Raw genomic sequence first — 18,749 nt, forward strand, 5'->3', positions numbered from 1 at the left:
GCCCGGTAACAACTGTGGGAGCGAGCCTGCTCGCGAAGGCGTCCGCTCAATCACCACCAATCTGCGCCAATGCCACCCTCAACTTCGCCGCACTCGCCCGCGGGCAATTCAACTGAACCCGCTCAAGCCCCAGCCAATCCGCCATCTGCTGCAGATTGACCGCCAGCGCCAGCATCCCTTCATCATCCAGCCCCGGCTCTTCCTCATGCACCGCATGCACCGCCAGGCGCCCCGCCGCCCGTTCGGCGCGAAGATCGACCCGCGCGGCAATTCTTTCCTTGTGTAAAAACGGCAACACGTAATAGCCATAGACCCGCTTGTCCGCCGGCGTGTAAATCTCCAGTCGATAGCGAAAATCAAACAGACGCTCTGTACGGCTACGCTCCCAGATCAGCGAATCGAAAGGTGACAACAACGCACTGGCCTCGACCTTGCGCGGCACCTTGGGCTCGGGCAGGCAATAAGCCGGCTGCCGCCAGCCCTGAACCTGGCAGACGAGCAAATCGCCCGCCTCGACCAATTCTTCAAGTCGAGGACGACTGTCAGCGGGATTCAAACGGAAGTAGTCGCGCAAATCTTTCTCCGTGCCCACACCCAAGGCTGTCGCGGCATGCAGCAACAAACCACGCTGCGCCTCGGTCTCGCTGAGCCAGGGTTGCGCCAGAATGGCCGAGGGGATCACCCTCTCAGGCAAGTCATAAAGCCGCTCGAATCCGCGCCGGCCGGCGACGGTCACTTCTCCTGCGGCGAACAACCATTCCAGCGCATGCTTTTCCGCGCTCCAGTCCCACCAGGGCCCTGCCCGCTCCTGGCGAGTCGACAGGCTGCCCGCGCCCAACGCACCCTGCTCCTGAACGCAGGACAGCACCCGTCGAATCGTGTCCTGCTGTTCACGACCGAACCGCGCCAGTTGTTGATAGATATCTTCGCCCCGCATCGCTCGCTGCATGCGCCAGCGCATCAAGGGGTACATCGACAAGGGCAGCAGAGAGGCTTCATGCCCCCAATATTCAAACAACGTGCGACGCCGGCCCTGACTCCAGGCAGCCTGGTCCAGCAAGTCGGAAGCGTAATTACCGAGACGGGAAAACAGCGGAAGGTAGTGCGAACGCACCACGGCGTTGACGGAGTCGATCTGCAGAATGCCCAGCCGCTCGATCAAACGGTTGAGCTGTACCGGTTTGATCGTCGCCGGCGGCTGGCGCCCGTTGAATCCTTGGGCAGCCAGCGCCAGACGCCGAGCCTGTTTGAGGGAAAAGGACTGTGTTGCGGGCATGAGCATCTCCTTGTCTGCTCGCAACCTACCTCACCGAAAGTCGGTTTGTGTAGTTGTGTATTGCTCATTTGTGCATCGGGTCATCCCAGAACGGCCGGATGGCCTCGTGCTCGACATCCGCACGACTGAGCCCGATGTCTTTCAATGCTTCATCACTCATGCCCGCCAACATTTCACGTTCACGGTGCAGTTCGTACCAACGGTTAAATTTGTGCAGCAAATCGGATATCAGGTGGATGGAGTGTTTTTCTGCATCGACGAAGCCTTTTTGACCTTTCATCTTGTTGCCCTCCGTTTGGATGGCTCAAGTTTCTCGCCGGAGCTAAGATCAATCCAACGAATGTTTCTGATGTCACATATCTCGGAGATTGATGAATGTCCGCCTACCCGAGTATCGACACCGAAGTGCTGCGCACCTTCGTCGCCATCGCCGACCAGGGCGGATTTACCCGCGCCGGGGAGCTGGTGAATCGCACCCAATCGGCCGTGAGCATGCAGATGAAGCGGCTGGAAGAAGATGTGCTGCAGCGGCAACTGTTCCAGCGCGACGGCCGGCAAGTGCGGCTGACGGCGGAAGGCCAGGTGTTGCTCGGATATGCCCGACGCATCCTCAAATTGCACAGCGAAGTGTTCAATACCCTGCGTGAACCGCACATGGTCGGCATGGTGCGCATCGGTACGCCGGACGACTACGTGATGCGGTTTTTGCCGGGGATTCTGCGGCGGTTTGCCCAGACCTACCCGCTGATCCAGATCGAGGTGCACTGTGAATCATCAAAACAATTGCTGTTGCGCCAGGATCTGGATCTGACCATCGTCACCCGTGAGCCAGGCAGTGAAATCGGCCAGTTATTGCGCAAGGAGCGATTTGTCTGGGCCGAGGCGCAATGTTTCAGTGCCCATGAACAAACGCCGCTGCCGTTGGCGATGTTCAACAGCGATTGCTTCTGCCGCTTGTGGGCCTGTAATGCCCTGGACGCCATGGGTCGCGATTACCGCGTGGCCTACAACAGCGATAGCCTCTCGGCGATCTTGGCTGTGGTCAGCGCCGGCCTGGCGGTGACTGCGCAACTGGAAAGCCTGGTCACCCCGGACATGCGTATCCTCGGTGAAGCCGAAGACCTGCCCCTATTGCCCGAAGCCAGCATCATGCTGGTGCGCAACCTGCACAATCCGTCGCCGATCACCGAGTGCCTGGCCGAGCACATTGTCGAAGGCTTCAAACTTTAAAAGCGAGCATCACCGCGCAGAACACCAGAAACCCGCAGAACAGCGCACGCAGCACACGTTCCGGCATGGCGTGGGCGATCTTCACGCCCCAACTGATGCTCATCAGGCCACCGATCGCCAGGGGCACGCCGATCGTCCAGGCCACCTGATGATGCGCCGCATAGGTGACCAGCGTGACGCCGGTGCTCGGCAGCGCCAGCGCCAGCGACAGACCCTGGGCGACCACTTGGGTGGTACCGAACAGACTGGTCAACACCGGCGTCGCCACCACGGCCCCGCCCACCCCGAACAAACCGCCCATGGTCCCGGATGCCGCGCCCAGAACCCCCAGCCATGGCCATGAATGGTTCATCTGCGCAGAAGCCGGTGCGCTGGCGAAGAACAAGCGCGCCAGGTTGTAAACCGAAAGCGCAATCAGGAACGCGACGAACCCCAGACGCATGGTTTGCGCGTCAATGCCCACCGCCCAGATCGAACCGATCCAGGCAAAGCAGAAGCCCATCGAAGCCAGCGGCAGCGCGTGACGCAATTCAATACGGTTGCGCTGGTGATAGCGCCACAGCGCCAGCATGACGTTAGGCACTACCATCACCAGCGCCGTGCCCTGGGCGATTTGCTGATCGAGCCCACACAACACCCCCAGCAGCGGAATGGCGATCAATCCACCGCCGATGCCGAAGATACCGCCGAGGGTTCCCAAAGCAGCGCCGAAGACCAGGTACATCAAGAACTCAAACACAGCGTTTTTCCCCATCACGTCAGGCGTTTCATCCTACGCAGATGGTGCTGGCAGGGAAACGCACAGCAACGCACAATGGCTGTGCCGATCTCGCATAAGCAATGAGCACCACCATGAATCCCAATCAACTGACCGACCAATTGGGTCTGTTTCTCGATGTGCTGGAAACCGGCAGTTTTTCCGCGGCCTCACGCCGCCACCCGCTGACCCCTTCGGCAGTGGCCCGGCGTATCGACAGCCTGGAAAGTGCCGTCGGCAGCCAGTTGTTCATTCGCAGCACCCATGCCGTTCGCGCGACGCCGGCGGGTCTGGCGTTTGCCGAGCGCGCACGACGGATCGTTGCCGAGTTGCGCCTGGCCAGGGCCGAGGCCGTGTCCCTTAGCAGCGCGCCGGAAGGCTTGATTCGGGTGGATGCGCCGGCAGCCTTCGGTCGACGGCATCTGGCGCCGGTGATTGCCGATTTTCTGATGCTCTACCCCGGCCTCGATGTGCAACTGCACTTGATCGACAGCTTTGTCGACATGCAGGGCTTGAATCTCGGCAAGGTCGATCTGGTGTTGCGCGCCGGGCTGTTGGCCGATACCCGGTTGGTAGCGACACCGCTGGCGAGCATGGTGCGCATTGCCTGCGCCAGCCCCGACTATTTGCAGCGCCGCGGCGTGCCCAGTGATCCGGCGCAGTTGAGCGAGCACGACGGCCTGGACTGGGATGGACTTGCCCCGCCCTTCGCCTGGCGCTTCGAGCGCGACGGCCAGATGCAACTGCATCGCCCGGCGCGCGTGCGCATGAGTGCCAACAATGCCGAAGCACTGGTCTGCGGCGCGCTGGCTGGCCTGGGTATTGCGCACTTGCCGACATGGCTGGCCAGTGAGTACCTGTTGCGCGGCGAACTGTTGCCTCTGTTCTGCGAAAGCGGCTTGCCCAAACCGGAAAGCGCCGGGATCTATGCCCTGCGGCTGGAGCAGCAACCCAATTCCCGCAGTCGACTGCTGCTGGAATACCTGAAAACCCGTTTCAGCCCGATTCCGCCGTGGGATCTGGTGCTGCAAACGCATCTGGACCACCACTAGTCTAGAATTGTCTGGTGCATTAAAGATTTGCCCGCTAGATTCATGACGATCATTGATCAAGGCTGCGAAATGACCACCGAGCGCAACACCCCGGACAATTGCGACGACCTCCTGCTGGATAACCAGGCCTGCTTCGCCCTGCATTCCACGTCGCTGATGATGACCAAGGTCTACAAACCCTTGTTGCAGGCCTTGGGGCTGACTTATCCACAGTACCTGGCGATGATGGTGCTGTGGGAGCAGGACGGCCTGACCGTAGGCGAAATCAGCACTCGCCTGTTGACCGACCCCGGCTCGCTCACCCCGCTGCTCAAACGCCTGGAAGCCGAAGGTGTGCTGAGTCGCACCCGCAGCCGTGAAGACGAGCGCGTGGTGATCGTCGAACTCACCGAACAAGGCCGAGCCCTGCGCGACAAGGCGCGGGGCATTCCCCAATGCATCCTCGGCGCCAGCGGCATGACCCTGGAGCGATTGCAGAAGCTGCAGGCGGAACTGCAAGAGCTGCGGCGGCATCTGCAAGACAGCCTGAACTAAAGAACACCTTCCATTCCTGTGGGAGCGGGCTTGCCCGCGAATGCATCGTCACATCCAGCATTTATGTTGACTGACACACCGTATTCGCGAGCAGGCTCGCTCCCACATTTGTCTTGAGGCGGGTTGAAAAAATCGCCCCTTCAAAAAAATTCCAACCCCCTCTTCACAGCTCTATCTCGGCACTTCCAAGCAAATCCACCCAGTCGACCATCGTCTTGTTCCAAACTTTTTTAGAAATTTATCTTGCGCACTAAACATTAGCGCGATACATTTATCTCGCACTTACTTAGCGCGCAAACATTTAGCGCAAAAAAAACAAACCACGAACGAGGCTTTCACCATGCAAACTCTCTACACCGCAATCGCAACTTCCACCGGTGGCCGTGACGGTCGTGCGATTTCCAGTGACAACATTCTCGACGTCAAACTCGCCACCCCGAAAGAACTCGGCGGTGCTGGCGGCGCGGCGACCAACCCTGAGCAACTGTTCGCCGCCGGCTATTCCGCCTGCTTCATCGGTGCACTGAAGTTCGTCGCCAGCCAGACCAAACGCAAAATCCCGGACGACGCATCGATCACCGCCCATGTCGGCATCGGCCAGATCCCTGGCGGCTTCGGTCTGGATATCGACCTGCACATCAGCCTGCCAGGTCTTGAACAAGCCGATGCGCAAACACTGGTCGATGCAGCCCACCAGGTCTGCCCGTACTCCAACGCCACCCGTGGCAACGTCGATGTACGTCTGCACGTGACCGTCTAACTTCAGTTATCGACTCAGGCCCGAACAGGAAATGAACATGAACACTTTCAGCAAAGTCTTGACCGGTACCCTCCTCGCCCTGTCCGTCCACAGCGCATTTGCCGGCGACGTTGAGCACAACACCCAGGCGTTTCTCGATGTGCTGAACGCCGGCACCGGCAAACCGATGGAACAGATGACGCCCAAGGAGGCCCGCGCCGTGCTGGTGGGTGCGCAATCCGGGGTGAAACTGACACTGCCAAAAGCCGATGTCAGCGAGAAGACCATCCAGGTCGACGGCCAACCGCTGAGCCTGACCATCGTCCGGCCGGCCGGGGTCAAAGGCGAGCTGCCGGTGTTCATGTTCTTCCACGGTGGCGGCTGGGTACTGGGAGACTTCCCGACCCACGAGCGGCTGGTTCGAGACCTGGTGGTGGGCTCAGGTGCGGCGGCGGTTTTCGTCAACTACACGCCATCGCCGGAAGCGCATTACCCGGTGGCGATCAACCAGGCTTACGCCGCGACCAAATGGGTGGCCGAGCACGGCAAAGAGATCAACGTCGATGGCAAGCGCCTGGCGGTAGCCGGCAACAGCGTCGGCGGCAACATGGCAGCTGTGGTCGCGCTGATGGCCAAAGACAAAGGCACACCGGCCATCAAATTCCAGGTGCTGCTGTGGCCGGTGACCGATGCCAACTTCGACACCGGTTCCTATAACCAGTATGCCGAGGGCCACTTCCTTACCCGCAACATGATGAAGTGGTTCTGGGACAACTACACCACCGACGCCAAGCAGCGTAACGAGATCTACGCCTCGCCATTGCGGGCAACCCCTGCGCAACTCAAGGGCTTGCCACCGGCGTTGGTGCAGACAGCCGGCGCTGACGTACTGCGCGATGAAGGCGAAGCCTACGCCCGCAAACTCGACGAAGCCGGTGTGCCGGTGACCTCGGTTCGCTACAACGGCATGATCCACGACTACGGCTTGCTCAATGTGGTGAGTCAGGTGCCGGCGGTGCGTTCGGCGATGTTGCAGGCGTCCGAAGAGCTCAAGCAGCACTTGAAGAAGTAACGCAATACCCCCTGTGGGAGCGAGCCTGCTCGCGAAGCGGTTTGCCAAACACATCATCGTTGCCTGACACACCGCTTTCGTCGGAACGCCGCCCGGAGCAGGCTCGCTCCCACAAGGGTTCATCGTAGATTCAGACAGGCACAAAAAAGCCCGACTCAATGGTCGGGCTTTTTCATTCCTCAAGCAGTGCTTATTTGGCACGGCCTTTGTAGGAACCGCCTTCGCGGGTATCGATCTCGATCATGTCGCCGATTTCGATGAAGTCAGCAACCGACAGCTCGGTACCGTTCTTCAGTTTGGCAGGCTTCATCACCTTGCCGGAAGTGTCGCCGCGAGCGGAACCTTCGGTGTAGTCAACCTGACGCACGATGGTGGTCGGCAGTTCTACGGAAACCAGACGGCCTTCGAAGAACACGGCTTCGCAAACGTCGGTCATGCCTTCTTCAACGAACGGCAGAACGCTTTCGATGTCTTCGGCGTTCAGCTCGTACATGGTGTAGTCGGTGGTGTCCATGAACGTGTAGGAGTCACCGCTGATGAAGGACAGGGTCGCTTCTTTGCGGTCCAGGATCACGTCATCCAGCTTGTCGTCCGCACCGTAAACGGTTTCGGTCTTGTAGCCGGTCAGCAGGTTCTTCAGCTTGGTCTTCATGATCGCGCTGTTACGACCGGACTTGGTGAATTCAGCTTTCTGAACCAGCCAAGGATCGTTGTCGATACGGATCACGGTACCGGGTTTGAGTTCTTTACCAGTTTTCATTGCGAATATCCGAATTTGGATGGGATTTACAAAAATCTAGGCCGCGTATCATATCCAATTTACATAAAACTGTACCAGCGCTGCGGCGAGATCGGCTTGTGAGGCCTGTTCCAGACACCACGTCTCGGCGTGTTTTTGCAGCTCCGGCCAGTGTTTGCGGGTCGATTGCCAGTGGTCGGTCATTTTCTCACCAGCGTTCCACGCCCGCCAGAGACCGCTGATCGCCTCGCGTGCAGGCGCCGAAAGGTCTTTCACATAGAGCGTCAGGAAGGCTTCAAGCTTGTCGAGGTGGACGTCTTCCTCCTGCTGATAGATGTGCCAAAGCAACGGCCGGCCGGCCCACTGGGCACGAACAAACGAGTCCTCGCCGCGCACGGCATTGAAATCACAGCTCCATAGCAACTGGTCGTACTGGTCCTGTCGGACGAACGGCAATACCTGCACGGTCAAGGCATCGCGCAGGTGTAACGCACCCGCCTTCAGTCCATCTACGCCGAGCCAACGCTCGACATCGCCGAGGATCCGCCCTTCCGGCACCAACAAGTGAACAGGCGTCGGATCGTCCGCCAGCGCGTCCAGCCAACTCGCCAGCCCGGCATTTTCGTAGGCAAACAGCGAGATAAGTTGCGCGTTCGGAGCAGGATTTATCCCCAATCCTTGCAGGAACTCACTCCGCTTTTCCGGACTTTGTTGAAACGTCCGACGCCGTTCCAGCAATCCGCTTTCACGCAACAAGCCCCCCGTGCCTTTCCGAAACCCCGGGAAGAAGAAGAATTTCTGTACGTGTTTGTACTTCACCGAGGGCAAGCCGTGGCAGCCGACCACCCAGTCCTCGGCGCTCAGGTAATCGAGATTCATCCACAGCGGTGTTTTTTCCCGCTCGGCCATGGCCTCCATGTAGGCGCTCGGCAATTGGCAGGCGAACGCGGCGATCACCACATCCGCGGCTTCGACAGGCTGCCAGTCGGCCGCCCAGTGACGCACCTCGACACCCTGCTGCCATTGCTGCGAGGTATGGATGTCGATGTCCGGGCACATTCGCTCGAAGGCACGCAGGTCATCGACCCACAAACGCACCGCCACCCCATGTTCGGCAACCAGTTGCCGGGCCAGACGCCAGGTCACGCCGATGTCGCCAAAGTTGTCGACCACGGTGCAAAAAATATCCCAGCGCCTGTTTTTTTTCATTTGAGGCAGTTCAGGCATTCCAGGCTCCCGTTGGCAAAGGCAGCGATTGTCCGCATAAATTACCCCGTGCAGAAGAGCCGACGACGATTAATCTTCGTGCGACAATCGCCACTACCCCGTGACCCACCGCCAGGAGGCAGCCATGCCCTACCGCCCCAATCCGCGCCGCCCGTTGCCGATTCAGCTCAATGCCCTGCAACTGACCGGCAGCATTGCCCTGGGTTTGTGGCTCGGTTTTCTCGCCATCGCGCTGACCTGCTGGCTCGTTGCCCGGTTGTTCTTCAACGAGCAACTCGCCCCCGTCGCGGCGGCGGTAGAACAGCTCGCCAAACCTCCCGTGGTGACGCAACCGGTGCCGGATATTCCTCCCCAAAGCCCGCTGTTCGAACAGTATGAAGAGAACCTGCGCAAGAACGAGCAGGCGCAACGGCTCGATCAGGCGCGCAGCAGCAACCGCAATCTGTCGAACGCAAAATGCCAGTTCTGGCTGCAACAAGACCAGACGGCACCGAGCGAAAAAAGCCGCGCCAACGTCCTGCAATTCTGCGATTGATCATGAATAAACAAAGCATCCACCAGTTGATTCTCGACAAGCTGCGCATTGACCTCGACATCGCCGAACGCGCTGCGCAAACCGCTTACGAAACTGCGACCCACGAAGAGAACATTGCTGAAAACAAGTACGACACGCTGGGTCTGGAGGCGTCCTACCTGGCCGCCGGGCAGGCCAGACGGGTCGAAGAAATCCGGCAGTCACTGGCGCTTTGCCAAAACCTGATCCTGCGTCCTTATGACGAGCAGCGTGGCATTGAAGTCGGCGCGCTGCTGGGCCTGGAAGACGAAAAGGGCCGCGAACAATGGTTGTTCCTGGCGCCGGATGCGGCGGGTCTGAAGGTCGACCTGGTGGGGCAAACCATTACCGTCATCACCCCGCGCTCACCGCTGGGCAAAGGCCTGCTGGGCAAGTTCGAAGGCGATGATGTGGAGATTCTGGTGGCGGGCACTCGGCAACAGTTCGCTGTCACCGAGGTGGTCTAGGCCGCTTTCGGGCTGATCAGTGAACCGGCAGTTCGACGCCGTCGAACAGCTCTTCCAGTTCCTGTTTGTTGTGGCATTGGATAGCCTTGGCCATGACTTCGCGGGTCAGGTGCGGGGCGAACTTTTCGATGAAGTCGCACATGAAACCACGCAGGAAGGTGCCGCGACGGAAACCGATCTTGGTCACGCTGGATTCGAACAGCTCGCTGGCATCAAGCACCACCAGGTCGTTATCGAGCTTGGTGTCGACCGCCATCTTCGCCACGATCCCTACACCCAGGCCCAGGCGAACATACGTCTTGATCACGTCGGCGTCGGCGGCGGTGAACACCACTTTGGGCGTCAGGCCACGGTGACTGAAGGCTTCGTCGAGTTTCGAACGGCCGGTGAAACCGAACACATAAGTCACGATCGGGTACTCGGCCAGTGCTTCGAGGGTCAGCTTCGACAGCTTGGTCAGTGGGTGTCCCTGAGGGACGACCACGCAGCGGTTCCAGCGATAGCACGGCATCATCACCAGATCGCCGAACAGCTCCAGCGCTTCGGTGGCGATGGCGAAATCCACTGTGCCGTCAGCGGCCATTTCGGCGATCTGCATCGGTGACCCCTGGTGCATGTGCAGGGCAACGTCCGGGTACTGCTTGATGAAATTGCTGATCACCGGCGGCAACGCATAACGCGCCTGGGTATGGGTGGTGGCAATCGACAGGGTGCCTTTCTTCTCGTTGGAGAATTCCTGGGCGATCTGCTTGATGCTTTCGACCTTGCGCAAGATCTCGCCGGCGGTGGTAATGATGCGCTCGCCGGCCGGGGTGACGCGGGTCAGGTGCTTGCCGCTGCGGGCGAAGACCTCGACGCCCAGTTCGTCTTCCAGCAGGCGGATCTGTTTACTGATGCCCGGTTGCGAGGTGTAAAGGCTTTGGGCGGTAGCGGAAACGTTGAGGTCGTGGTGCGCCACTTCCCAGATGTAGCGCAATTGTTGAAGCTTCATATGAATCCCTCAAAGCAGATAGACGCCACGGGCATCAGCGACGGTATATAACTATATTAATGGTTTGAAGAATAAATCTAGAACTTTTTATCAGTTTCCCACTATTCGTGTTCTAGCGATCCCCTTGGCGACGACGTTGCACCAGCGGCACCAGGTAAACCGGCACCTTTGACAGTTGCAACACACGCGCTGCGGTCCGGCCCAACGGCGTTTCCGCACCAGCACCATGGCTATGACTACCTACGATCAGCAAATCCACAGAGAGTTTCTGCGCCTGGTCGAGAATCACCTGCGACGGATCACCCTGCAGCACCCGCACCGCCTGAATCCGCTCCAGATCCTGCTCACCCTCGTCCCCCAGCTCCTCACGAAAACTGTCGAGTACCCGCTGCTCGATATTGGCGATGACCGTGTTCAGCCCCTGGCTGTGAAACTCGTTCAGCGCCTGCTCATCGAGATAACTCTGAAGCACCGATTCGGCGAACAGTCCCATCGGTTCCACCGCATGCACCACGTACAAGTCGGCATTGAATGTCCGGGCCAATGCCAAGGCATGCTGCATCACCAAAGGTGCATACAGGCCGAGGTCAGTGGCATAGAGCATCGAGCGAATCATATGACCTCCTCGATTGCCAACATGGCGGAGATTGATTCAGCTTAGCAGTGCCTTGAGAAGTACGACGTCCGGCGCAACACGTTGATCGGCGGGCTTAAACCTTTTGCTCGTTGCTTATGCCATGCGGCACATGACCGGTAGCGACGACTTCCCGGGCCAACTCGCAGTGACCGGCCTGATCATCGAAAAACACATCGGCGGCGAAGGCTTCGAGAAACGCCGACTTGGTCAAGCCACCGAGGAACAGCGATTCATCCAGCCGGATGTCCCATTCGCGCAAGGTGCGGATCACCCGCTCGTGGGCCGGTGCCGAACGGGCCGTCACCAGTGCCGTGCGGATCGGGCAGGCGCCATCCGGGAACTCGCGCTGCAACAGGTTCAGCGCCGCGAGAAAACCTTTGAACGGTCCACCTCGCAAGGGCTCGCGGGCGGCTTCGCGTTCGTTGGCCTGAAACGCCTCCAGGCCACAGGCCTGATAAACGCGCTCGGATTCGTCGGAAAACAGCACCGCATCGCCGTCGAAAGCAATGCGCAATTCATCGCTGGCAGCACGACTCGCGCCTCCCGACAGAATGGTCGCCGCGGCAAAGCCCGCGTCCAGGGCACTGCGCACATCTTCGGTATGGGTGGAAAGAAACAGGTCACAGCCAAAGGCCTTGAGATAGGGATAAGGACTGCGTCCGCCGACGAACGCCGCGCGGGAAATTGCCAATCCATGGTGATTGATTGAGTTGAACACCCGCAGGCCGGTGTCGGCGCTGTTACGCGACACCAGGACCACCTCGACCCGGGCGCGGCCGAGGCTGGCATTGAGGTTGAGCAGTTTCTGCACCAACGCAAAGGCGTCCCCGGGTTCGAGGATTTCGTCTTCGTGCTCGATCTGATACTGCCGGTAGGCTTCAACACCACTCGACAGGTAGACCTTGTGGCTTTCGCTCAGGTCGAACAGTGCACTCGACGAAATCGCCAGCACCAGTTTGTCGTCGATAGTCTTCGCCATGCCCTTGCCCCCTCAGGTTGATCGACTCAGCGATTGCGTCGATCGATAAATCCCAGACTGCGATACAAGGCCTCGATCCTCGGTAATTCGCATCCCGCTGCCTTTGCCGCCGCCAGTGGCCGGCCGTAAATGGCGTCCAGCTCCAGCGGTCGCTTGTGCAGAAAATCGTGGTACATGCTCGGCCAGTAGTCGGGCATTTTCTCGGTCACCATGAACAAATGCTCGGCGTACCCCGCCGGAACCTCATGACCGCAAGCGATTGCCCCCTGGACCACTTCGGCCATCAGCGCCTTGATCAGCTCACGGCTATCGGCATCGGCCATCAACGGCGTGGTGCTGGCCCCCAGCAACACCGACAGTCCGTTGTAAGGGATATTCCAGACCAGCTTTTGCCAGCGCGCCTGGTGCAAGTTCGCCATGGCCTGGGAGTCGATGCCGGCGGTACGGAACAGCCCGACGCCTTCCTCGACGATGGCGGCGCGCGCCGCCCCCTCGGCGGCCGGACCACTGTGGTAGCCAACGTGCACCGCACCGAGCGCCTGGTGGGTGACGACGCCGGGCCCCTCGCGATGGACGCAGATATAGCAGAGCCCGCCCAGCACATGCAGCGAATCGGGCAACAACTCACGCAGGCTGTCTTCGACGTCCAGGCCATTTTGCAAAAGCAGCACCTTGGCATTTGGCGCTGCGGCCTGAAGGATGGCCGGGGCCAGGTCTGCGTTGCTGGTGGTTTTCGCCCCCACCAGCAACCAGTCACAGGGCGGCATGTCTTCAGCCGCCGCATAAGCCTGCACCGGGTTCAGCGTCAGCGCGCCGTGCACGGCGCTGTCAAGTTGCAGCCCGCGCTCGGCCACCGCGGAAAACTCGCTGCGCAACAGAAAATGCACATCGAAGCCGGCCCGCGCCAGCATCACTCCATAGAAACCGCCGATTGCACCGGTCCCGATAATACCGACCGTCGGCTTGGCAACTGCCCCCATCATGGCAACTCCTCTGCTGTTCGACTCAACGCCTGACGTATTGCCCGATTGAGCTCGGTACCGGTCAGGCGCGAATGCAATGCCCCAAAGAATTCACCGTCGCGCACCACAAACAGCGCCGGCAAATGAAAGACCTGATATCGCTCGACCACCCCTCCATTGTTCCCGGCGTCGATCCAGCACAGCCGATCGACGGCCAGATCGATTGTCGGTAATTGCTCACGGGCAAAACGGCAACTGGAGCAGCCGACACTGGTGAAAACAACCAGCGACACACCGTTCATCGTCAGTAGCCGTTGGTCGGCGTCGAAATCGGTCAGCTGCAATTCGACCACTATACTGGGGGAAACAATGTCAGATGGCCGACACATGGAGTCCGTGTTCATGGGACGTTTTATTCCTCATCCTGACGATGTGCCCGTCGAATTAACGTTATTCAAACCCGAGTGTATTTCGCGGCATCAGATGCACACTAGCAGCCTTGGCGGCATGGCTTGCAACTATCACCGCGCGTGGCGTTACGGTACAGCGCTTGAAGTGCGCATGCCGACCCTCAATCCCGATTTGCGCATTCTGGGCTATGTAGCCTGGTGCTTGCGACGCAAGCACGGCTATCTGGTGGGCATTGCCTTTCTCGACGAACAGACGCTGTTCAGTGCCCGGATGGGCGAGCAGGTGTGCCAGATCGAACGTTATTGCCGCCAGCACGATGCCCACAATGACCTTCAGGAAGTACAGGCGCTGGCGCTGGAGTGGGTCCAGGAACATGCCGATGAGTTCTCTCACGACAGGGTCCACCGGGCATTTGCACAATCAATGCAGGATTAACGTGCTTTCACAGGCGGGAATTCCTGGAGAATGCCCGCTAAAGCCGCGCCTGCCCATTGTCGAGCCACGGTGTAACGCGCTAAGGTTCGGGTCCCCGACGCGCTTAATTTGCTGTGCTCCGCCGCGCGGGTTCGCTGGCGGCCGGCACCCGTGACCTGACGAGTAAACGATGGCTGATTTACCGATCAACGACCTAAACGTCGCCTCCAACGAGACGCTGATCACCCCCGATCAGCTCAAGCGTGACATCCCCCTGAGCGACGCCGCCCTGCGCACCGTCACCAAGGGCCGTGAAGTCATTCGCAACATTCTTGATGGCACCGACCATCGTCTGTTCGTGGTCATCGGGCCTTGCTCGATCCACGACATCAAGGCGGCCCATGAATACGCCGAGCGCCTGAAAGTGCTCGCCGCGGGAGTCTCCGATACCTTGTATCTGGTGATGCGCGTGTATTTCGAAAAGCCACGTACCACCGTCGGCTGGAAAGGTTTGATCAACGACCCCTACCTGGACGACTCGTTCAAGATCCAGGACGGTCTGCACATCGGTCGTCAGTTGCTGCTGGACCTGGCCGAAATGGGCCTGCCGACCGCCACTGAAGCCCTGGACCCGATCTCCCCGCAGTATCTGCAGGACCTGATCAGCTGGTCGGCCATCGGCGCGCGTACCACCGAGTCCCAGACCCACCGTGAAATGGCTTCCGGCCTGTCCTCGGCAGTCGGCTTCAAGAACGGCACCGACGGCGGCCTGACCGTGGCGATCAACGCCCTGCAATCGGTTTCCAGCCCGCACCGTTTCCTGGGCATCAACCAGGAAGGTGGCGTGTCGATCGTGACCACCAAGGGCAACGCATACGGCCACGTCGTGTTGCGCGGTGGCAATGGCAAGCCGAACTACGATTCGGTCAGCGTCGCCCTGTGCGAACAAGCGCTGAACAAAGCGAAGATCAAGCCGAACATCATGGTCGATTGCAGCCACGCCAACTCCAACAAGGACCCGGCCCTGCAACCGCTGGTGATGGAGAACGTCGCCAACCAGATCCTCGAAGGCAACCAGTCGATCATCGGCCTGATGGTCGAAAGCCATTTGAACTGGGGCTGCCAGGCCATTCCGAAAGACCTTGCCGACCTGCAATACGGCGTGTCGATCACCGATGCCTGCATCGACTGGACCGCTACCGAGAACACCTTGCGCAGCATGCATGCCAAGCTCAAGGATGTGCTGCCTAAACGCGATCGCACCTGATCGGCACTCGATGCAGATAAAAGCGCAGACAAAAAAACGCCGGGCACTGCCCGGCGTTTTTTTATGTGTTCGTTTAGCTGAAGATCACTGGCTCAGCTTGGCCGCATGCCGCTGGTGACGCTCCATGTAGCGCTCGACGTAGGAGCACGATGGAATGACCGTGTAGCCCATTTCCTCGGCGTATTCCAGCGCCTTCTCGGTCAGTGCCGCGGCAATGCCACGACCACGCAATGCGTTAGGCACGAACGTGCGGTAGATATCCAGGGTCTGTTTTCCCAGATCCATATAGGTCAGGTAGGCACGATGACCGTCCACATTGGTCTCGAACTGATGACCAGCCTGGTCATGGTGGATGGACAACGCCTCGCTCATCACTACTCCTCGCGGGTCTTGAATTCCGACCCCTACCTTACCGATGTTTTTCCGGCGAAGGAACAACTACGCCACCCCGTGCCTGAATGGACACCGAGAAGAGCTACACCGATCTCGCGCAACCGAGCACGTACAAATAGTAGGCACCATTGGCAGAAATGCTCAAGGTACGCTCGTCATCATGCTCGTTGGCGGGGGTGCCGCTCCGGGTCACGCAGGAACGGCTCGCCCAAGGGTCTCCCCGGGGGCGTCAGCCTGAACATTGCCGGATGTTGAGACTTGAGACGAACGCCCGTTGTTAAAGTCACCAGAACATAGAGAAAGATATGAGAGGCGTCGCGCAAAATCCGAACAAAAGTGTAGACGAATCCATCTAGACAGACTTTAGCCAAGACCGCAAAAAGAGCTCTAGGCGCGGGGAACTTTTCCTCGCCGGCTCGCTCATCTCGGGCCTCCCAGCTGGATATTTTTTAAACAGTGCAGTTAAAAGTTGCTCGAAAAAGAATCAACGCCTACAATTTTTTTTGCTTCTTGCTTTACGTCAGTTTACTTACGACAAGTAATGGGTAGTATGTACGCCGGCTATTTCCTCAATCGGAGGAGACAGCCACTTAATAGAAAGTCCTTGAAGGGGAACACGATGAACAACGTTCTGAAATTCTCTGCTCTGGCTCTGGCCGCAGTTCTGGCTACCGGTTGCAGCAGCGCATCGAAAGAAACCGAAGCACGTCTGACTGCTACTGAAGACGCAGCAGCTCGCGCCCAAGCTCGTGCAGACGAAGCTTACCGTAAAGCTGATGAAGCTCTGGCTGCTGCTCAAAAAGCACAACAGACTGCTGACGAAGCTAACGAGCGTGCACTGCGCATGCTGGAAAAAGCTAGCCGCAAGTAATAGTCCTTCGGGATTGTTATCAAGCCGACCCATTTTTGGGTCGGCTTTTTTATTGCCCGCATTTCGTGCGGGCATGAAAAAACCCGCCGACACTTCAAGCATCGGCGGGTTCTTTTCAAGGATTACTGCAGCGGATCGAGTGGCGCGCTGGTCACCATCGGGGTGTTGCTGCTGGGCACGCCGATTTCCACCGGCAGGCCGTCTTCAGCCGCGACGACGTCACGTACCACGTCCCAGTTCATGCGCAGGTTGTTGGTGATGTCCTCACGCTTGAGCATCGCGTTGATCACCGCCGTGTGCTTGTCGACCACCGACGGGTTGCCCTTGTCGTCCAGCGGCGTGTGCGCTTCCAGGTAAACCTTGCCGCCACTCACGCCGAACTTGTACGAATCGTTGATGATGCGCACCGACGTGCCTACCGGCACCATGCCGGCCATTTCCAGCACGTTGTTGTTGAACATGCGGAAGCAACCGTGGCTGGTGCGCATCCCGATGCCGAACTTCTTGTTCGAACCGTGGATCAGGTAGCCAGGGGTGCCCAGCGTGAATTTGAAAGGCCCCAGCGGGTTATCCGGGCCTGCCGGCACGACGTTGGGCAGTGGGTCACCGTCGGCGGCGTGTTCGGCCTTGATCGACGCTGGAGGGGTCCAGGTCGGGTTCGGCGTCTTGGCGATGATGCTGGTGTGGGCAATGGGCGAGCCCCAGCCTTCACGACCGATACCCAACGGGAAGGTGTACACCACGTTCCGGCCTTTCGGGTAGTAGTAGAGGCGGTACTCGGCCAGGTTGATGACGATGCCTTCACGTGGGCCCGGCGGCAGGATGAAGCGGGTCGGCAGCACGATTTCGGTGCCCGCGCCCGGCAACCATGGATCGACGCCCGGGTTGGCCGCGACCATTTCCGAGTAGCCCAGGTCGTAGGCCGTGCCAAGGTCGGCGAAGGTATCTTCGTACTTGGCCTTGATCACTTGCACCTGGCCGATGATGTCTTCACCAGGCGGTGGCAGGGGTAACTCCAATGCTGCTACGGGGCCTGCCACACAAAGTGCGGCAAGGGACAGGCAGCGGGTGACGGCAGGAAAACGCGGCAACATCCGGAAAATCCTTCGCATGATCGACAGAGGTATAAGAACGGGATTGTACACCGCCGTCCGTAATTTCGGGGAGTTGCACCGATAGAGCGCGTCATGCAGGGAAAAGTTCGCAGCCTGCTGCAACTCCTACAGTTCGAACCGCAGCTCCGGCCAGATCGGCGAGGTACCGCGCTTTTGCGACTCGAGAATGGCCCGGCACAATGAGCACAGGCGCTGGTCCTGGAACACCCGGCGATCGACGCTCGACCAGCGCGGTTGCGCCGGCAACAGACTGCCGCACAGGGTCCGGTCCGCTGAGCCGCCAAGCTCCAGCTGACGAGTCACCAGATGCACCCGCACTTCCTGGCAGGCGAACAGGTCCAGCTGTTCATCAGGCTCGATCAGTTGGTAGGCAAATAGTGACCAGGCGGGACGCGGCATCGGGGGCTCCAAATCGGGGGCGCCACCTTAGCCGAAAGCCCGCGCCTAGAAAAGTGTCATAACAGCGGTTTTAGCGTAGGCCAGACATTTTCCAGCAACTTGTCCTGGGCCCCGGCAGCCGGGTGTATGCCATCGGCCTGCATCAAGTCGGGATGACCGCCCACGCCGTCGAGGAAAAACGGAACCAGAGGGATTTTTTTCTCTTGGGCTACATTGCTGTAGGCCTCGGCGAAGGCCTTGGTGTAACGCGCACCATAATTGGGAGGCAACTGCATGCCGAGCAACAACACCTTGGCACCGCTGGCGCGAGAGCTGTCGATCATAGCCGCAAGGTTTTGTTGCAATTGCGTGGGCAGCAACCCGCGCAGTCCGTCATTACCGCCCAACTCGAGGATGACCAGCTCCGGCTTATGCTCTGCAAGCAGCGCCGGCAGCCGCGCCTGGCCTCCGGCACTGGTGTCGCCGCTGATGGACGCATTGACCACTTTATCGTCAAAACCTTCGCGCTTAAGCCGCTGCTCAAGCAAAGACACCCACCCTTGCCGGGTATCCAGTCCGAAACCGGCGCTGATACTATCGCCAACGATCAGGACAGTACCCGCCGCTGCGTTCTGGGCCATGCACATCAAGGCCAGGCCAGCACTCAAAAACCACACACGCATCG

24 protein-coding genes are annotated in these 18,749 nt (G+C 59.4%); 10 read left to right on the top strand and 14 right to left on the bottom strand.

What is annotated here, in order from left to right; genetic code table 11:
• Positions 1-46: 46 nt before the first annotated feature.
• A complete protein-coding gene (locus ACW9HW_RS16230) occupies positions 47-1,276 on the bottom strand; it encodes a winged helix-turn-helix domain-containing protein (protein ID WP_095196774.1) in 1,230 nt (409 codons plus the stop codon).
• A gap of 64 nt (positions 1,277-1,340) precedes the next feature.
• Entirely contained in the window at positions 1,341-1,556 is a 216-nt protein-coding gene (locus ACW9HW_RS16235; RefSeq protein ID WP_095196775.1) for a DUF1127 domain-containing protein, read from the bottom strand.
• A gap of 95 nt (positions 1,557-1,651) precedes the next feature.
• Here ACW9HW_RS16235 and ACW9HW_RS16240 point away from each other — a divergent pair, with 95 nt between their 5' ends.
• Positions 1,652-2,506 (top strand): LysR substrate-binding domain-containing protein, encoded by an 855-nt coding sequence (locus tag ACW9HW_RS16240; protein ID WP_095196776.1) that lies wholly within the window; start codon positions 1,652-1,654, stop codon positions 2,504-2,506.
• Here the strand turns inward: ACW9HW_RS16240 and ACW9HW_RS16245 are convergent.
• Positions 2,496-3,245, bottom strand: coding sequence for a sulfite exporter TauE/SafE family protein (locus ACW9HW_RS16245; RefSeq protein ID WP_457400787.1), 750 nt, complete (start codon positions 3,243-3,245; stop codon positions 2,496-2,498). The genes ACW9HW_RS16240 and ACW9HW_RS16245 overlap by 11 nt on opposite strands.
• A gap of 113 nt (positions 3,246-3,358) precedes the next feature.
• On the opposite strand from ACW9HW_RS16245, the gene ACW9HW_RS16250 reads away from it, so the two are divergent.
• The 4 genes from ACW9HW_RS16250 (at position 3,359) to ACW9HW_RS16265 (ending at position 6,660) form a co-directional block, all read left to right on the top strand.
• Positions 3,359-4,315, top strand: coding sequence for a LysR family transcriptional regulator (locus tag ACW9HW_RS16250; RefSeq protein WP_095196778.1), 957 nt, complete (start codon positions 3,359-3,361; stop codon positions 4,313-4,315).
• Positions 4,316-4,384: 69 nt separating this feature from the next.
• Entirely contained in the window at positions 4,385-4,849 is a 465-nt protein-coding gene (locus ACW9HW_RS16255; RefSeq protein ID WP_095196857.1) for a MarR family winged helix-turn-helix transcriptional regulator, read from the top strand.
• A gap of 340 nt (positions 4,850-5,189) precedes the next feature.
• Complete coding sequence (locus ACW9HW_RS16260) at positions 5,190-5,609, top strand: organic hydroperoxide resistance protein (RefSeq protein WP_027613448.1); 420 nt, start codon at positions 5,190-5,192, stop codon at positions 5,607-5,609.
• 37 nt (positions 5,610-5,646) lie between these two features.
• Entirely contained in the window at positions 5,647-6,660 is a 1,014-nt protein-coding gene (locus ACW9HW_RS16265) for an alpha/beta hydrolase (RefSeq protein WP_095196779.1), read from the top strand.
• A gap of 190 nt (positions 6,661-6,850) precedes the next feature.
• On the opposite strand, the gene ACW9HW_RS16270 is transcribed toward ACW9HW_RS16265, so the two are convergent.
• Both ACW9HW_RS16270 and earP read right to left on the bottom strand, forming a co-directional pair.
• Positions 6,851-7,420 (bottom strand): elongation factor P, encoded by a 570-nt coding sequence (locus ACW9HW_RS16270; protein WP_007955690.1) that lies wholly within the window; start codon positions 7,418-7,420, stop codon positions 6,851-6,853.
• 48 nt (positions 7,421-7,468) lie between these two features.
• Entirely contained in the window at positions 7,469-8,626 is a 1,158-nt protein-coding gene (gene earP / locus ACW9HW_RS16275) for an elongation factor P maturation arginine rhamnosyltransferase EarP (RefSeq protein WP_095196780.1), read from the bottom strand.
• A gap of 124 nt (positions 8,627-8,750) precedes the next feature.
• Between earP and ACW9HW_RS16280 the strand changes: the two genes are divergently transcribed.
• Both ACW9HW_RS16280 and ACW9HW_RS16285 read left to right on the top strand, forming a co-directional pair.
• Positions 8,751-9,161, top strand: coding sequence for a hypothetical protein (locus ACW9HW_RS16280; protein WP_095196781.1), 411 nt, complete (start codon positions 8,751-8,753; stop codon positions 9,159-9,161).
• Between the two features lie 2 nt (positions 9,162-9,163).
• Complete coding sequence (locus tag ACW9HW_RS16285) at positions 9,164-9,646, top strand: GreA/GreB family elongation factor (RefSeq protein ID WP_095196782.1); 483 nt, start codon at positions 9,164-9,166, stop codon at positions 9,644-9,646.
• Positions 9,647-9,662: 16 nt separating this feature from the next.
• Here the strand turns inward: ACW9HW_RS16285 and cysB are convergent, their stop codons facing one another.
• The 5 genes from cysB to ACW9HW_RS16310 form a co-directional block, all read right to left on the bottom strand.
• Positions 9,663-10,637, bottom strand: coding sequence for an HTH-type transcriptional regulator CysB (gene cysB, locus ACW9HW_RS16290; RefSeq protein WP_008057010.1), 975 nt, complete (start codon positions 10,635-10,637; stop codon positions 9,663-9,665).
• Positions 10,638-10,749: 112 nt separating this feature from the next.
• A complete protein-coding gene (locus tag ACW9HW_RS16295; protein ID WP_095196783.1) occupies positions 10,750-11,253 on the bottom strand; it encodes a universal stress protein in 504 nt (167 codons plus the stop codon).
• 94 nt (positions 11,254-11,347) lie between these two features.
• Entirely contained in the window at positions 11,348-12,253 is a 906-nt protein-coding gene (locus ACW9HW_RS16300; protein WP_095196784.1) for a 5'-nucleotidase, read from the bottom strand.
• Between the two features lie 26 nt (positions 12,254-12,279).
• Complete coding sequence (locus tag ACW9HW_RS16305; protein WP_095196785.1) at positions 12,280-13,236, bottom strand: putative 2-dehydropantoate 2-reductase; 957 nt, start codon at positions 13,234-13,236, stop codon at positions 12,280-12,282.
• Positions 13,233-13,619, bottom strand: coding sequence for a thioredoxin family protein (locus ACW9HW_RS16310; RefSeq protein ID WP_207266490.1), 387 nt, complete (start codon positions 13,617-13,619; stop codon positions 13,233-13,235). Before ACW9HW_RS16310 ends, ACW9HW_RS16305 begins: the two co-directional genes overlap by 4 nt.
• On the opposite strand from ACW9HW_RS16310, the gene ACW9HW_RS16315 reads away from it, so the two are divergent.
• Positions 13,618-14,061, top strand: a complete 444-nt coding sequence (locus ACW9HW_RS16315) for a PilZ domain-containing protein (RefSeq protein WP_095196787.1) — start codon at positions 13,618-13,620, stop codon at positions 14,059-14,061. The two genes, ACW9HW_RS16310 and ACW9HW_RS16315, sit on opposite strands and share 2 nt — an antisense overlap.
• Positions 14,062-14,230: 169 nt before the next feature.
• On the top strand, positions 14,231-15,307 hold the full coding sequence (locus tag ACW9HW_RS16320; protein ID WP_457400792.1) for a 3-deoxy-7-phosphoheptulonate synthase: 1,077 nt from the start codon (positions 14,231-14,233) through the stop codon (positions 15,305-15,307).
• Positions 15,308-15,391: 84 nt separating this feature from the next.
• Here the strand turns inward: ACW9HW_RS16320 and ACW9HW_RS16325 are convergent, their stop codons facing one another.
• A complete protein-coding gene (locus tag ACW9HW_RS16325) occupies positions 15,392-15,679 on the bottom strand; it encodes a GNAT family N-acetyltransferase (RefSeq protein ID WP_008057026.1) in 288 nt (95 codons plus the stop codon).
• 640 nt (positions 15,680-16,319) lie between these two features.
• Here ACW9HW_RS16325 and oprI point away from each other — a divergent pair.
• The gene (gene oprI / locus ACW9HW_RS16330; protein ID WP_011335311.1) at positions 16,320-16,571 is read left to right on the top strand and encodes an outer membrane lipoprotei OprI; all 252 of its coding nucleotides are present in this window, start codon (positions 16,320-16,322) and stop codon (positions 16,569-16,571) included.
• Between the two features lie 122 nt (positions 16,572-16,693).
• On the opposite strand, the gene ACW9HW_RS16335 is transcribed toward oprI, so the two are convergent.
• From ACW9HW_RS16335 to ACW9HW_RS16345, 3 genes are all read right to left on the bottom strand, one after another.
• A complete protein-coding gene (locus ACW9HW_RS16335) occupies positions 16,694-17,665 on the bottom strand; it encodes a L,D-transpeptidase family protein (protein ID WP_095196789.1) in 972 nt (323 codons plus the stop codon).
• Between the two features lie 126 nt (positions 17,666-17,791).
• Positions 17,792-18,085 carry a hypothetical protein gene (locus tag ACW9HW_RS16340; RefSeq protein WP_003226812.1) on the bottom strand — a complete coding sequence of 98 codons (294 nt, stop codon included), beginning with the start codon at positions 18,083-18,085 and terminating at the stop codon, positions 17,792-17,794.
• A gap of 56 nt (positions 18,086-18,141) precedes the next feature.
• A complete protein-coding gene (locus ACW9HW_RS16345) occupies positions 18,142-18,747 on the bottom strand; it encodes an arylesterase (protein WP_457400794.1) in 606 nt (201 codons plus the stop codon).
• Positions 18,748-18,749 lie beyond the last annotated feature (2 nt).

Source organism: Pseudomonas sp. SDO5532_S415, from assembly GCF_054071155.1.

What these genes read in the sequence shown, in the direction of transcription:
- ACW9HW_RS16270 (WP_007955690.1), bottom strand. Translation starts at nt 7,420, where the DNA reads ATGAAAACTGGTAAAGAACTCAAACCCGGTACCGTGATCCGTATCGAC.
- cysB (WP_008057010.1), bottom strand. Translation starts at nt 10,637, where the DNA reads ATGAAGCTTCAACAATTGCGCTACATCTGGGAAGTGGCGCACCACGAC.
- ACW9HW_RS16310 (WP_207266490.1), bottom strand. Translation starts at nt 13,619, where the DNA reads ATGAACACGGACTCCATGTGTCGGCCATCTGACATTGTTTCCCCCAGT.
- ACW9HW_RS16305 (WP_095196785.1), bottom strand. Translation starts at nt 13,236, where the DNA reads ATGATGGGGGCAGTTGCCAAGCCGACGGTCGGTATTATCGGGACCGGT.
- ACW9HW_RS16315 (WP_095196787.1), top strand. Translation starts at nt 13,618, where the DNA reads ATGGGACGTTTTATTCCTCATCCTGACGATGTGCCCGTCGAATTAACG.
- ACW9HW_RS16260 (WP_027613448.1), top strand. Translation starts at nt 5,190, where the DNA reads ATGCAAACTCTCTACACCGCAATCGCAACTTCCACCGGTGGCCGTGAC.
- ACW9HW_RS16285 (WP_095196782.1), top strand. Translation starts at nt 9,164, where the DNA reads ATGAATAAACAAAGCATCCACCAGTTGATTCTCGACAAGCTGCGCATT.
- ACW9HW_RS16345 (WP_457400794.1), bottom strand. Translation starts at nt 18,747, where the DNA reads ATGCGTGTGTGGTTTTTGAGTGCTGGCCTGGCCTTGATGTGCATGGCC.
- oprI (WP_011335311.1), top strand. Translation starts at nt 16,320, where the DNA reads ATGAACAACGTTCTGAAATTCTCTGCTCTGGCTCTGGCCGCAGTTCTG.
- ACW9HW_RS16235 (WP_095196775.1), bottom strand. Translation starts at nt 1,556, where the DNA reads ATGAAAGGTCAAAAAGGCTTCGTCGATGCAGAAAAACACTCCATCCAC.
- ACW9HW_RS16230 (WP_095196774.1), bottom strand. Translation starts at nt 1,276, where the DNA reads ATGCCCGCAACACAGTCCTTTTCCCTCAAACAGGCTCGGCGTCTGGCG.
- ACW9HW_RS16265 (WP_095196779.1), top strand. Translation starts at nt 5,647, where the DNA reads ATGAACACTTTCAGCAAAGTCTTGACCGGTACCCTCCTCGCCCTGTCC.
- earP (WP_095196780.1), bottom strand. Translation starts at nt 8,626, where the DNA reads ATGCCTGAACTGCCTCAAATGAAAAAAAACAGGCGCTGGGATATTTTT.
- ACW9HW_RS16300 (WP_095196784.1), bottom strand. Translation starts at nt 12,253, where the DNA reads ATGGCGAAGACTATCGACGACAAACTGGTGCTGGCGATTTCGTCGAGT.
- ACW9HW_RS16325 (WP_008057026.1), bottom strand. Translation starts at nt 15,679, where the DNA reads ATGAGCGAGGCGTTGTCCATCCACCATGACCAGGCTGGTCATCAGTTC.
- ACW9HW_RS16280 (WP_095196781.1), top strand. Translation starts at nt 8,751, where the DNA reads ATGCCCTACCGCCCCAATCCGCGCCGCCCGTTGCCGATTCAGCTCAAT.
- ACW9HW_RS16295 (WP_095196783.1), bottom strand. Translation starts at nt 11,253, where the DNA reads ATGATTCGCTCGATGCTCTATGCCACTGACCTCGGCCTGTATGCACCT.
- ACW9HW_RS16335 (WP_095196789.1), bottom strand. Translation starts at nt 17,665, where the DNA reads ATGTTGCCGCGTTTTCCTGCCGTCACCCGCTGCCTGTCCCTTGCCGCA.
- ACW9HW_RS16255 (WP_095196857.1), top strand. Translation starts at nt 4,385, where the DNA reads ATGACCACCGAGCGCAACACCCCGGACAATTGCGACGACCTCCTGCTG.
- ACW9HW_RS16340 (WP_003226812.1), bottom strand. Translation starts at nt 18,085, where the DNA reads ATGCCGCGTCCCGCCTGGTCACTATTTGCCTACCAACTGATCGAGCCT.
- ACW9HW_RS16240 (WP_095196776.1), top strand. Translation starts at nt 1,652, where the DNA reads ATGTCCGCCTACCCGAGTATCGACACCGAAGTGCTGCGCACCTTCGTC.
- ACW9HW_RS16250 (WP_095196778.1), top strand. Translation starts at nt 3,359, where the DNA reads ATGAATCCCAATCAACTGACCGACCAATTGGGTCTGTTTCTCGATGTG.
- ACW9HW_RS16320 (WP_457400792.1), top strand. Translation starts at nt 14,231, where the DNA reads ATGGCTGATTTACCGATCAACGACCTAAACGTCGCCTCCAACGAGACG.